Genomic DNA, 12,133 nt, shown 5'->3' on the forward strand with positions numbered 1-12,133 from the left:
GTGGATGAATGAGATCGCCGCCCAGCTCGGCCAGGTGGGCCTCCCCGAACCCGTGAAAGACCTGGCGCGTCGCCGCTGGGACGTGGTCGTGGTCGGCGGCGGCCACAACGGCCTGACATGCGCCGCCTACCTGGCGCGGGCGGGCAAACGGGTGCTGGTGCTGGAGGCCCGCGAACGCCTCGGCGGCGCGTGCACCCTGGAACGCCCGTTCGAGGATCCCCGGTACGTCGTGAGCCCCTGCGCCTACGTCGTCGGGCTGCTCGACGAGACGGTCATCCGCGAACTCGACCTGAAACGACGGGGCCTCGATTTCACGATCGCCGACCCCCAGCTCTGGATCCCCTACGACGACGGCACCGCCTTCGCCCAGTGGCTCGACCACGACCGCACCACCCGGGCGCTGCGGGATCTCGGCCTGCCGCAGAAGGAGATCGACGGCTACTTCGCGTACGAGGACCTGTTCGACCGCATGCGGATCAGGCTCCGCAAGGGCGCCAGGGACACCTGGATCGGCGACTCGCCCTCCCGCGAGGAGCTCGGCGAGCTCCTCGGCGACACCTATATGTCCGACGTGCTCTTCCACGCCTCGATCGCCGACGTGATCGACGACTTCGTCACCGACCAGCGCCTGAAGGACGCCCTGTTCGGCCAGGGGATCATCGGCACCTACGCCGGCCCCCGCGACCCCGGCACCGCCGCCGTCAAGCTGATGCACTTCATCGGCGAGCTCGACGGCGTCGGCGCGGTCTGGGGGTACGTCAAGGGCGGCATGGGGATGGTGAGCTTCGCCATCGCCGACGCCGCCCGCGAGGCCGGGGCGGTGCTGGCGGCCGGGGTTCCGGTGGCGCGGGTGCTCCCGGGCGAGGGGGTGTGCCTCGACGACGGCACCTTCATCGCGGCCGGCCGGGTGGTCTCCAACGCCGACCCCAAACGCCTGATGACCATGGTCGACGCGCCGGACGACTACCGGCTGCGCGTCGCCGAATGGGACGTGCGCAGCCCGGTCGTCAAGTTCAACGCCGCGCTGAGCCGCCTGCCCTCCTGGACGTCCGCCCCCGGCCAGACCTTCATGGCCGACGGCGTGGTCGACGTGACGACCGGCCTCGACGAGGCCCAGCGCGCCTTCGAACGTTGCGAGGCGGGCGAACCGGCGGTGGGGTTCGGGGAGATCTACGTACAGGACGGCCTGATGAGCGTCTTCGGGCAGTACGCCCCCTACGCCCTGAAGGGCGGCTGGGAGGCCCGGCGCGACGAGGTGGCCCGCCAGTTCATCGACCTCATCAGCCGGTACGCCCCCGACTTCGCCGACTGCCTGGCCCACTACGAGGTGCTCGGGCCGCCCGACATCGAGGCGCGCGTCGGGCTGACCGGCGGGCACATCTTCCAGGGCGAGGTGCGGCCCGACCAGATGTGGGACCGGCGGCTGACCCCCCGAACCCCGATGGACGGGGTCTATCTGTGCGGCGCGGCGACCCATCCGGGGGGCAGTGTGATCGCCCTCAATGGGCGGAATGCCGCAATGGCCGTTCTGGTAGATATGGGAGACTCGACCCGGGGAACAGGAGATTGTCCCTAAGCTGAATCGGGTGACCCGCACCCTCGAATTCTCCGGAGCATGCCCATGACCTGGCTGGGGTTCACCATCGCCCTGCTGGGCGCGCTCGGATACGCGCTGGGGGCGGCCCTCCAGCAGTTCGAGGCCGTCGCCCAGGGAGCCACCCTACGGCTGGTCCGCCGGCCGCGCTGGTGGATCGGCGGGATCATCAGCTTCAGCGGCGCCTGCCTCCACGCGGTGGCGCTCAGTCTCGCGCCGCTCATCATCGTCCAGCCGATCAGCGTCGCCACGCTCGTCTTCGCAGTGCCGCTCGCGGCCTGGCTGCACGGGCGCAAGGCCCACCGGGCCGAGTACCTCGGCTCGCTGGCCGTCGCGGTCGGGCTGCTCTGGCTGATGCTGCTGGTCCCGGCCCACAACGTGAAACCGTCGATGTCGACCGGCGAGGGCGTCGGGATGATCCTGGTGGTCGCGCTGATCGCGGCCGCCAGCTTCGTGTCGGCGCGGTTCTTCGCCGGGCCCGGCAAGGCCATCTGGATGTCGATCGGCGCAGGGGCGGTGACCGCGACCGTGTCGACGTTCGTGCGCGTCGTGGGCGCCAACTTCGACGGCGCGTGGGGCGAGCTGCTGCACTGGACCGCCCTCGCGATCCCCCTCCTGCTGGTGGCGGCCGTGGTGCTGCTGCAGAAGTCCTACGAGGTCGGCTACTTCGGCATCGCCTACGCGACCGTGCAGATCGTCGACCCGATCACCTCGATCACCGCCGGCACCGTGCTGCTCGGCGAACCCCTGCCGGCCGGGGTCGGCCAGGTCGTGCCCGCGCTCGTCGCGACCGCGATCCTCGTCTGGGGCACCATCACGCTCAGCCGGCTCGCGCCCGACCACTCGCCGGTGCCGGAGGCCAAGCCCGAGCCCGTCACGGTCTGACGGGCGGCCGCCAGCCCAGGATCGGGTCCATCTGGCGCAACATCGCCGTGGTGCCGAGCCGGCCGACCATGCTGATCATCGTGTTCCGCGCCGCCGCCGCGACGGGATTGCGCCACGCGGTCATCCGGGCGATGGTCCGCGACCGCTTCACGATCGGCGCCGTGCGGGCCATCCGCTCGGCCGAATACCTCTCCAGATCCGTCGTGTACGCCAGCGTCACCGCGTCCTCGATCGCCTGGCAGGCCCCCTGGCCCAGGTTCGGGGTCATGGCGTGGGCGGCGTCGCCGACCAGCGCGACCCGGCCGGAGTGGAAGGCCGGGGGAAGGGTCTCCAGGCTGTGGATGTCGGTGCGGATGACGGCCGCCGGGTCGGCGCGGGCGAGCAGGTCGGGAATCGGGTCGTGCCAGCCGGCGAACAGCCGCCGGAGCTCGCCCAGTTCGTCGGGGCTGGTCTGGCCGGGCGGGGCGGGCGCGGTGGCGTAGGCGTAGACGCGGTTCCCGGCGAGGGGGGCCATGCCGAAGACCTGCCCGTCGCCCCATGACTCGGCGGGCGGGGCCGTGCCCTCGACGATCACCCGCCAGCTCGTCACGCCCGCGTAGACCGGGCCGGGCAGGGCCGGGAACAGGGCCTGCCGGATCCGGGAGCGGATGCCGTCGGCGGCCACCACCAGGTCGGCTTCGAGGTCGCCCTTGGTGGTGGTGACCACGCCCTCGGGGGTGACCGACTCGACCGAGGTGCCGAGCTCGATCTCCGGCGCCTGCTCGGCGAGCAGTTCGGCCAGCACCGCCCGGTGCAGCAGCACGGTCGGGTCGCCGTAGCGCGCCTCGGCGGCCTCGGCGCTGGTGCGCGACAACCACTTCCCGGTCTTGGTCCGGATGCCGGCCGAGCCCTGGAACGCCGACAACTTGCGCACCCGGTCGCCCACCCCGATCACGTCGAGGGCGCGCAGCGCGTTGGGCGCCATCGCCAGGCCCGCGCCGACCGGTTCGATCGAGGCTGCCCGCTCCAGCACGGTCACCGCCCAGCCCTGCTGTCTCAGCGCGGCTGCCGAGGTCAGGCCGCCGATCCCGGCGCCGACCACCACGGCGTGTCTCATGATGCCTCCTTCGGAAACTACATCTGTAGTATGCACTACATGTGTAGTCTGCGGAAGTGAGCACTGAACGAGCACGGCTCGTCGGCGACGCCGCGATCGAGATCCTCTGCGATCTGGGCATGCGGGGGCTGACCCACCGGGCGGTCGACGCGGCGGCCGGGTTGCCGCCGGGGTCCACGTCCAACCTCGCCCGCAGCCGTGCTGCTCTGCTGGAGCTCGCCCTCGCGCGGCTGACCGAGCTGGAGGACGAGCACTTCGCCGAGCTGCTCACCCGGCCGCTGCCCGTCGATCAGCGGGCGGCCATGGTCGAGCTGCTGTCGGCCTCGACGCACAAGATGATCGAGATCGACCGGCGGCGCAGCATCGCCCGCTACGAACTGGCCCTGGAGGCCACCCGGCGCCCGGAGCTGCGCGCCGTCTACGACGACATCGGCCGCCGCTACCGCGACCAGGGCGTCGCGATGTTCACCGAGGCCGGCACCGCCGACCCGGTGCGGCACGGGCGGCAGCTGGTCGCCTTCACCGAAGGGCTGCTGTTCGACGCCGTCGTCGGCGCCGGGGTGACCCCCACGCTCGACGACCTGCGGGCCGCCTTCGCCGAATACCTGTCGGCGGTCTTCAGGGACGGGTCACCGACCTGATGCGGCGGCCGGCCCCCGAGTCCTCGATCAGGGTGGCCAGGCGGCGCAGCCGGGTCTCCTCCTTCTTGGCGCTGATCACCCAGTAGATGGCGGTCCGGCGGTACCAGGGGGCCTGGCCCTCGAACCAGTCCCAGGCGGCCTTGTCCTCCTGGAACCGGGCGGCGTACTCCTCGGGCAGTTCGGCGGCCTGGCGCTGCTCGTAGCTGTAGATCTCCGAGCGGTCCTCGCTGCGCGACTCGAAGGCGGTCAGCCCCGCCTGGTGGACGACGCCCAGGTCGATCAGCTCGCGGATGCGGTTGATGTTCACCGAGCTCCAGGTGCTGCGCGCCTTCCTGGGGGTGAAGCGGATCACGTAGGACTCGGGGCCGAGGCTCTTGCGCACGCCGTCGATCCAGCCGAAGCAGAGCGCCTGGTCGACCGACTCGGGCCAGGTGAGGCTCGGCCGGCCGGTGGACCGCTTGTGGAAGCCGACCCACAACTCCGTCTCGGCGGCGTGGTTGGCGGCCAGCCAGGCGTAGAACTCGTCGGGGTTTTCGAAGAACGTCGGTTCCATGGGGAGTCACCCTAGGGTCGCGGGGGCTGGGCCGGTCAAAGCATCATGTCCTGATATATCCAGAAAAATCCTTTCGGCTGCGGCTGTCACCCCCGGGTGTCGTCGACACTCATACCGGCTGGTCGGTATGCTCGCGAGCTGTGACAGTGCCCGGACTCGATCTCGACCGTCTCGCCGCCCGCCTCGCCGAGGCCGGTGTCACGCGCGGCCCGCTGACCGCCGAACTGATCGAGGGCGGCAAGTCGAACCTGACCTACGTCGTCCGCGACGCCGACCGCACGGTCGTGGTGCGCCGCCCGCCGCTCGGCCACGTGCTGGCCACCGCCCACGACATGGGCCGGGAGTTCCGCGTGATGGGCGCCCTGCAGGACACCGACGTGCCGGTGCCGCGCATGTACCACTTCTGCGACGACGTCGAGGTGGTCGGCGCCCCCTTCTACGTCATGGAGTACGTCGAGGGCACGCCCACCCGGCTCAGCCCGGAGGTGGGGGAGCACCTGGCCGACGTACTGGCGCGGCTGCACGTGATCGACCCGGCGAAGGTGGGCCTGGGCGACTTCGGGCGGCCCGAGGGTTTCCTCGACCGGCAGGTCAACCGCTGGAAGCGGCAACTCGACGCCTCGCGCAGCCGCGAGCTCGCCGGCATCGACGAACTGTTCGCCCGGCTGGCCGCCGACGTGCCGGCGTCGGGCCCGGCGGCGATCGTCCACGGCGACTTCAAGCTCGGCAACACGCTGATCCGCGACGGGCGGGTCGCGGCGGTGCTCGACTGGGAGATGTCGACGCTCGGCGACCCCCTCACCGACCTGGCGCTCTTCCTCCTGTACGCCGACTTCCCGCACCTCGACATCGGCGCGCTCGGCGGCGAGGTCGACACCGCCGCGCTGGCCGCCCACTACACGGCCCGGTCGGGCCGGGACACCACCCGGCTCGGCTGGTACGTCGGGCTCGCCTGCTTCAAGCTCGCGGTCATCACCGAGGGCATCTACTTCCGCTTCACCCAGGGGCTGACCGTCGGCGCCGGGTTCGAGGACATCGGGGACATCGTCGCGCCGCTGGTCGAGCGCGGCCTTCGGGAGGTCTGACATGGATTTCGCCTTCGACGCGACCACACGCGACTACCGCGAGAGGCTCGAGGCCTTCATGGCCGAGCACGTCTACCCGGCCGAACCGGTCTTCGAGGAGCAGGCGCGCGAGAGCGGCTGGAGCGCCCCGCCGATCGTCGGGGAGCTCAAGGCCGAGGCCAGGAGACGCGGCCTCTGGAACCTGTTCCTGCCGGGCGAGGGCCTCTCCAATCTCCAGTACGCCCCCCTCGCCGAGATCATGGGCCGATCCCCGGCCATCGCCCCGGTCGCGACCAACTGCGCCGCCCCCGACACCGGGAACATGGAGGTGCTGCACCAGTTCGGCACCGACGACCAGAAGAAACGCTGGCTCGAACCGCTGCTGAACGGCGAGATCCGCTCGGCGTTCGCGATGACCGAGCCCGACGTGGCCTCCTCCGACGCGACCAACATCGCCACCTCGATCGTCCGCGACGGCGACGAGTACGTGATCAACGGCCGCAAGTGGTTCATCACCGGCGCGATGAACCCGGACTGCGCGGTCTTCATCGTGATGGGCAAGACCGACCCCGAGGCGGCCAAGCACCGGCAGCAGAGCCAGATCCTGGTCCCGCGCGACACCCCCGGCCTGACCGTCAAGCGCGGCATGTCGGTCTTCGGCTACACCGACGGCGACCACGGCGGCCACGCCGAAGTGATCTTCGAGGACGTCCGGGTCCCGGCGGCCAACCTGATCGGCGAGCAGGGCGGCGGCTTCGCCATCGCCCAGGCGCGGCTCGGGCCGGGCCGCATCCACCACTGCATGCGCCTCATCGGCATGGCCGAACGCGCCATCGAGATGATGTGCCGGCGGGCCGTGGCCCGAACCGCCTTCGGCAAGCCGGTGGCGCAGCAGGGGGTCGTGCAGGACTGGATCGCCGAGTCGCGGGTCAAGGTCGAGCAGTTGCGGCTGCTCGTGCTGAAGACGGCCTGGCTCATGGACACCGTGGGCAACCAGGGCGCCCACACCGAGATCCAGGCCATCAAGATCGCCACCCCGGTCGCCGTCGAGTGGATCCTCGACAAGGCCATCCAGGTCCACGGCGCGGGCGGCGTCAGCCAGGACTTCCCGCTGGCCGCGCTCTGGGCGGGCGCCCGCAGCCTGCGTTTCGCCGACGGCCCCGACGAGGTTCACAAGCGCTCCCTCGCGTACCGGGAGCTGAAGAAGCACACGTGATTCCACCGATACCGGATGCGAGAGCCGGTGCGGTACGACTTTGGCAAATCGTCAGACAGGGGAACCACGTGGTGGACGCGACGACGGTCAGGCAGCGCGCGGAGGCGTTCCTGGCCGGGCACGACCCTTCCGGGCTGAGCCCGCTCGACTGGCTGCGGGCCAGGTTCGACGCCGGGCTGGCGTGGGTGCACTTTCCCGAAGGGCTGGGCGGCCTGGGCGCCCCGCGCGACCTGCAGGGGGTCGTCGACCAGCTCTTCCGGGGCACGCCCGACAACAACCCCGGCCGCATCGGCATCGGCCTCGGCATGGCCGCGCCGACGATCCTCGCCTACGGCACCGAGGAGCAGAAACGGCGTTTCCTGCGCCCGTTGTGGACCGGCGAGGAGGTCTGGTGCCAGCTGTTCTCCGAGCCCGGCGCCGGGTCAGACCTGGCCGGGCTGGCCACCCGGGCGGTCCGCGACGGCGACGAGTGGGTGGTCGACGGCCAGAAGGTCTGGACGTCCAGCGCGCATCTGGCCCGCTGGGGCATCCTGGTCGCCCGGCACGACCCCGACCTGCCCAAACACCGGGGCCTCACCTACTTCGTGTGTGACATGCGGGCTCCGGGGGTCGAGGTCAGGCCGCTGCGCCAGATCACCGGCGAGGCCGAGTTCAACGAGGTCTTCCTGACCGGCGTCCGGCTCGGCGACGACCTGCGCCTCGGCGAGGTCGGCGACGGCTGGCGGGTGGCCCAGACGACGCTGATGAACGAGCGGGTGGCCATCGGGGCGTCCGGCTCGCCGCGCCGGACCATGATGGGCGTCTTCACCGAGGCCTGGCAGGCCCGTCCCGAGCTGCGCACCCACGACCTGCACCAGCGGGCGCTGGAGTTGTGGGTGCAGGGCGAGGTGATGCGGCTGACCGGCCAGCGGCTGCGCGAGCAGCTCCTCGCCGGGGAGCCCGGCCCCGAGGGGTCGGGCATGAAGCTGCTGTTCGCCCGCCACCACCAGGAGGTCTCGGCCCTGGAGGTCGAGTTCCTGCGCGAAGACGGCCTGACCTACGACGACTGGACCTTCCGCCGCCCCGACGGGGTCGACTTCCTCGGCCGGGGGGCGGGCTACCGCTACCTGCGCGCCAAGGGCAACTCGATCGAGGGCGGCACCTCCGAGATCCTCCGCAACATCGTGGCCGAGCGGGTGCTCGGACTGCCGGCGGAACCCCGCACCGACGTCGCCGCGCCCTGGAAGGACCTGCCTCGATGACCCTGCTCTACACGGAGGTCGAGGAGGAACTCCGGACCGCCGTCCGCGACCTCCTCGCCGACAAGGCCCCCGCCGCCGCCGAGGGCGAGAACGCCGCCGCCTGGCACGGCCTGGCCCGCGACATCGGCGTGGCGGGCCTGCTGGTGCCCGAGGAACTGGGCGGCGCCGGAGCTTCGGCCCGCGAGGCGGCGGTGGTGCTGGAGGAACTGGGCCGGGCGGTGACGTCGGTGCCCTTCCTCACCTCCTCGGTGCTGGCGACCCGGGTGCTGCTGGACGCGGGATATGCCGACATTTCGCGACTTGCGTCGGGGGAGCTCACGGCGGCGCTGTGCGTGTCGCTGGCGGCGTCGCCCTATCGCGACATTCCGGTCGCGGCGGTCGACGCGGACCTGGTGAGCGGGCGGTTCACCGGGGTCGCCGGTGCGGTCGGCGCGGATCTCTTCGTGGTGCCGCTCGACGGGGGCGGGGTCGCCGTGGTCGAGGGTGACCGGGCTCGGGTCGAGCCGGTGACCTCGCTCGACGTGACGCGGCCGCTGGCCACGGTCACGTTCGAGCGGGCTCCCGCCCTGGCGCTCGACGGGGGGTCGGCGCCGGACGCGCTGCTGTTCGCGGCCGGGCTGCTCGCGTCCGAGCAGGTGGGGATCGCGGAGTGGTGTCTCGCCGTAACGGTGGGCTACCTGAAGGAGCGGCGGCAGTTCGCGCGGCCGGTGGGGTCGTTCCAGGCGCTCAAGCACCGGCTCGCCGATCTGTGGCTGGAGGTCGCGGGGGCCAGGGCGGCGGCGCGGAACGCGGCCGATCAGCTCGCCTCGGGCGGGGATGCCCGGGTGGCGGTGGCGGTCGCCGCCGCGCACTGCGGTGAGGTCGCGGTACGGGCCGCGGAGGAGGCCCTGCAGCTTCACGGAGGTATCGGGATGACCTGGGAGCATCCCATTCACCTCTACCTGAAGCGGGCCAAGGCCGACGCGATCGCCTTCGGGACTCCGGGCGACCATCGGACCGCGCTGGCCCCCTTGGTCGGCCTGCCGGCCCCGGAGTAGTCGTCGCCCGCCGAGGCGGGCGCGGCCGGGTGGCGCCGGTCGCGGCCTCGGCGGGGGCGGCGGGCGGGGCCGGGGTGGGCGGAGCCGTAACGGAAGATCGGCTTCTAAGGGGTCAGCGAGCGGAGGAGGAGGTCGGCGAAGTAGCGGCCGACCTCGACGCCGGTGAGCGGGCCGTCGGGATGGTACCAGGTGCCGAGGTGGTGGACGGAGCCGAAGAAGAAGTCGACCACCATCTCGGCCGGGACGTCGGCCCGGAAGACGCCCTGCTGCTGGCCTTCGATCACGAGGTCGCGGAACCGTTCGTGGTAGCGGCGGCGCTCGGCGCGCACGACCTTGCGGGTGTCGGGGGCCAGCTGGTGATTCGACCTGAAAAAGATCTTCGAATCGTCGAGGTTGTCGACTGTGGTGTTGATCACATCGGCCGCCGCGGCGTGCAGGCGCTCCGCGACGGTGCCCTCACCGTCGGCGAAACGTTGCAGGCGGTCCATCTGCATACGCAGGACCCGGCCGTAGATCTCATGAAGAAGATCATCTTTCGAGTCGAAATAGTGGTACATCGCCCCTTTTGTAACGCCGGCGGCCGCTACGATTTCCTGGACGGAAGTGCTCTCGAAGCCCTTCTCGGCGAACAGGCGCGTCGCCGCCGACAGCAACCGCTGGCGTACCGGTTCTTCGACGGACGTGCCCAACCGCGCCATGTCGACCCCCTCTGATAGGCGACCAGCATACCGACTGGTCGGTCAAGACGAGGTTGTTATACCGGTGGTGGCGTAACCGTGTTAGTTCCCTCACCATCGGGAGCTGGGATTCCTGTTCGGGTACGCCTTAGGCAAAGCAGTCCTAACTTGCAGGGAGTGCAGGGTGCCCAACGGGTCCATCTACGTCCCGCGCGACGACAAGTTCACGGGTTCGTCGCCACAGAACCTGTACTTGACCTTCTGGCTCGCGGGCCGGAAGAACCGCCTCCGGCTCCGGGCCGCCTACGCGGTCGCCGGGCTCATCGCCGGAAGCCTCCTCGCCACCCGATTCGGCTGGAACACCCTCGTCACCGGCGTGCTCTTCGCCGGCCTCGCGGGTGGCACCGACGCCTTCATCGCCTGGCGGTCCCACGAACGCACCGCCGTCTGGCGGGGGAAACGCCGGGGTGAGGTCCGCACCGGCCGCCTCCTGCGGGCGATGCTCCGCCGCCGCGGCTACCACGTCATGGACGGCCGCGCCGTGCCGGGCAAGGCCTCGGTCGACCACCTGATCATCGGGCCCGGCGGCCTGTGGATCATCGACAACGAGGCCTACTCACCCGACACGATCGTGGCCAAGCACGGCAAACGCCTCTTCTTCGACGAGAAGTACGGCACCAGCGTCGCCAAGGGCCTCATCGGGGCCGCGACCGACCTGGCCGAGGTGTTGTCGAAGGAGACCGGCATCCCGGTCACCATCAGCCCCGTGCTCGCGTTGCACGGGTGCACGATCGCCAACAGGGCAGGCGTGGTCAGCGGCGAGGGCTTGACCGTGGCCTACCCCAGGCGCATCCCCGGCTTCATCCGGCGCAACCCCACGGCGGAACTGACGGCCGAGCAGGTCGAGCTACTCGGCCGCACGGCTGCGCGCATCCTCCGCCGGATGCGCTAGCAGTTCCTTCGCCAGCAGGGCGACCACGATCAGGGCCGTGACCAGCGTCGTCCACGGCCCCCCGATCACCGTCGCCAGCGGCGTCAGCGCCAGCACCACCACCCCGGTGCCGGCGAACACGACCGGCTTCAGGTCCCGTCTGCCGTTGGCCAGGGCGTCGATGGCGGCGTACGCGAACAGGAACACCGCGACCGGAGCGGTGATCGCCAGCGCGACCCCCCACTCGGGCAGGTGCACGCCGTGGCCCCCGACCGACCCGGCCACCACCGCCACCCCCGCCCCGCCGGCCGCGATGGCGGCCAGGATGAAGTAGTGGCCGTACGACCAGATGTAGGTCGTTCTGGGGTTGGTCGTCAGCGCCTTGTGGTCCATGTAGCCGAAGTAGAGCCACCAGATCGACAACGAGATCAGCAACGCCGCCACGGCCAGCACGATCAGTTCGACGACGTGCCCCTGCGCCTGGAAGGCCCTCTGGATGGCCAGCGTCGCGGCCGTGATCGACTCGCCGATGACGATCAGGGTGAACAGCCCGAACCGCTCGGCGATGTGGTGGGCGTGGTAACCGCCCTGCTCGGCGTTCCACCCCGCGAACCACGGCACCGACAGGTCGACCAGGAACAACACGATGAACGCCATGATCCGGTAGTCGTCGGGCAGCAGCAGTTGCAGCACCCACAGGACCTGCACGGCCGTGGTGCCCGCCGCCAGCTTGATCGCCAGCGTTCTGACGGCCGGATGCTCCCGCCCCGCCCGCAACCACTGGGCCACGTAACCGATCCGCATGATCACGTAACCGAGGACGGTCCACCGGAAGTCGAGATCGTTGAACGCCGCCGGCACCCCCGCGGCGAGCACGAGCGACCCGGCGATCTGCACGAAGGCCAGGATGCGATAGGGCCCGTCGTCGGTGTCGAAGGCGCTGGCGAACCACGTGAACGAGATCCAGGCCCACCAGATCGCGCCGAAGAGCATCAGATAGCTGATGATCCCCTCGGCGGTGTGCCCTTCGAGGAGGGCATGGTCGAGCTGAGCGGCGACCTGGGCGACCGCGGTGACGAAGACCAGGTCGAAGAGCAGCTCAAGGGGCGTGGCGGTACGGTGCGGTTCGGACGGGTCGCGGGCGACCATCCCGGTCTTCCAGGGCATGGACGGCATCGTAGCCACGGGCGGCCGGGCC

The 12,133-nt window shown here is 70.9% G+C and carries 12 protein-coding genes; 8 read left to right on the forward strand and 4 right to left on the reverse strand.

Annotated elements, in window-relative coordinates:
- Window positions 1-4: 4 nt before the first annotated feature.
- Together AW271_RS31655 and AW271_RS31660 are read left to right on the forward strand one after the other, a co-directional pair.
- Window positions 5-1,576 carry a phytoene desaturase family protein gene (locus tag AW271_RS31655; protein ID WP_062341281.1) on the forward strand — a complete coding sequence of 524 codons (1,572 nt, stop codon included), beginning with the start codon at window positions 5-7 and terminating at the stop codon, window positions 1,574-1,576.
- A 39-nt stretch (window positions 1,577-1,615) separates the two neighbouring features.
- Window positions 1,616-2,479, forward strand: a complete 864-nt coding sequence (locus AW271_RS31660; protein WP_245653303.1) for a DMT family transporter — start codon at window positions 1,616-1,618, stop codon at window positions 2,477-2,479.
- On the opposite strand, the gene AW271_RS31665 is transcribed toward AW271_RS31660, so the two are convergent.
- Window positions 2,469-3,575, reverse strand: a complete 1,107-nt coding sequence (locus AW271_RS31665) for an FAD-dependent monooxygenase (RefSeq protein WP_062341283.1) — start codon at window positions 3,573-3,575, stop codon at window positions 2,469-2,471. The genes AW271_RS31660 and AW271_RS31665 overlap by 11 nt on opposite strands.
- A 56-nt stretch (window positions 3,576-3,631) precedes the next feature.
- On the opposite strand from AW271_RS31665, the gene AW271_RS31670 reads away from it, so the two are divergent.
- Entirely contained in the window at window positions 3,632-4,216 is a 585-nt protein-coding gene (locus tag AW271_RS31670) for a TetR/AcrR family transcriptional regulator (RefSeq protein WP_062341284.1), read from the forward strand.
- Here AW271_RS31670 and AW271_RS31675 read toward each other — a convergent pair.
- Complete coding sequence (locus AW271_RS31675; RefSeq protein WP_062341285.1) at window positions 4,194-4,769, reverse strand: YdeI/OmpD-associated family protein; 576 nt, start codon at window positions 4,767-4,769, stop codon at window positions 4,194-4,196. The genes AW271_RS31670 and AW271_RS31675 overlap by 23 nt on opposite strands.
- A 140-nt stretch (window positions 4,770-4,909) precedes the next feature.
- Between AW271_RS31675 and AW271_RS31680 the strand changes: the two genes are divergently transcribed.
- The 4 genes from AW271_RS31680 to AW271_RS31695 all read left to right on the forward strand — a co-directional run bounded on the left by AW271_RS31680 (window position 4,910) and on the right by AW271_RS31695 (window position 9,327).
- A complete protein-coding gene (locus AW271_RS31680) occupies window positions 4,910-5,854 on the forward strand; it encodes a phosphotransferase family protein (protein ID WP_062341286.1) in 945 nt (314 codons plus the stop codon).
- Between the two features lies 1 nt (window position 5,855).
- Window positions 5,856-7,049 carry an acyl-CoA dehydrogenase family protein gene (locus tag AW271_RS31685; RefSeq protein WP_062341287.1) on the forward strand — a complete coding sequence of 398 codons (1,194 nt, stop codon included), beginning with the start codon at window positions 5,856-5,858 and terminating at the stop codon, window positions 7,047-7,049.
- Between the two features lie 71 nt (window positions 7,050-7,120).
- Window positions 7,121-8,290, forward strand: a complete 1,170-nt coding sequence (locus tag AW271_RS31690) for an acyl-CoA dehydrogenase family protein (protein ID WP_218008236.1) — start codon at window positions 7,121-7,123, stop codon at window positions 8,288-8,290.
- On the forward strand, window positions 8,287-9,327 hold the full coding sequence (locus tag AW271_RS31695; protein WP_062341289.1) for an acyl-CoA dehydrogenase family protein: 1,041 nt from the start codon (window positions 8,287-8,289) through the stop codon (window positions 9,325-9,327). Before AW271_RS31690 ends, AW271_RS31695 begins: the two co-directional genes overlap by 4 nt.
- Before the next feature lie 104 nt (window positions 9,328-9,431).
- Here AW271_RS31695 and AW271_RS31700 read toward each other — a convergent pair whose 3' ends face one another.
- Entirely contained in the window at window positions 9,432-10,025 is a 594-nt protein-coding gene (locus AW271_RS31700; protein ID WP_062341290.1) for a TetR/AcrR family transcriptional regulator, read from the reverse strand.
- Window positions 10,026-10,188: 163 nt separating this feature from the next.
- Here AW271_RS31700 and AW271_RS31705 point away from each other — a divergent pair, with 163 nt between their 5' ends.
- On the forward strand, window positions 10,189-10,956 hold the full coding sequence (locus tag AW271_RS31705; protein WP_062341291.1) for a nuclease-related domain-containing protein: 768 nt from the start codon (window positions 10,189-10,191) through the stop codon (window positions 10,954-10,956).
- On the opposite strand, the gene AW271_RS31710 is transcribed toward AW271_RS31705, so the two are convergent.
- On the reverse strand, window positions 10,912-12,102 hold the full coding sequence (locus AW271_RS31710) for a low temperature requirement protein A (protein ID WP_062341292.1): 1,191 nt from the start codon (window positions 12,100-12,102) through the stop codon (window positions 10,912-10,914). The two genes, AW271_RS31705 and AW271_RS31710, sit on opposite strands and share 45 nt — an antisense overlap.
- Window positions 12,103-12,133 lie beyond the last annotated feature (31 nt).

This window comes from Herbidospora sakaeratensis, from assembly GCF_001570525.1.
GTDB lineage: Bacteria > Actinomycetota > Actinomycetes > Streptosporangiales > Streptosporangiaceae > Herbidospora > Herbidospora sakaeratensis.

Excerpts from the sequence above, each read along its gene's own strand:
- AW271_RS31700 (WP_062341290.1), bottom strand. The coding sequence starts at position 10,025 with ATGGCGCGGTTGGGCACGTCCGTCGAAGAACCGGTACGCCAGCGGTTG.
- AW271_RS31655 (WP_062341281.1), top strand. The coding sequence starts at position 5 with ATGAATGAGATCGCCGCCCAGCTCGGCCAGGTGGGCCTCCCCGAACCC.
- AW271_RS31665 (WP_062341283.1), bottom strand. The coding sequence starts at position 3,575 with ATGAGACACGCCGTGGTGGTCGGCGCCGGGATCGGCGGCCTGACCTCG.
- AW271_RS31675 (WP_062341285.1), bottom strand. The coding sequence starts at position 4,769 with ATGGAACCGACGTTCTTCGAAAACCCCGACGAGTTCTACGCCTGGCTG.
- AW271_RS31695 (WP_062341289.1), top strand. The coding sequence starts at position 8,287 with ATGACCCTGCTCTACACGGAGGTCGAGGAGGAACTCCGGACCGCCGTC.
- AW271_RS31660 (WP_245653303.1), top strand. The coding sequence starts at position 1,616 with ATGCCCATGACCTGGCTGGGGTTCACCATCGCCCTGCTGGGCGCGCTC.
- AW271_RS31710 (WP_062341292.1), bottom strand. The coding sequence starts at position 12,102 with ATGCCCTGGAAGACCGGGATGGTCGCCCGCGACCCGTCCGAACCGCAC.
- AW271_RS31685 (WP_062341287.1), top strand. The coding sequence starts at position 5,856 with ATGGATTTCGCCTTCGACGCGACCACACGCGACTACCGCGAGAGGCTC.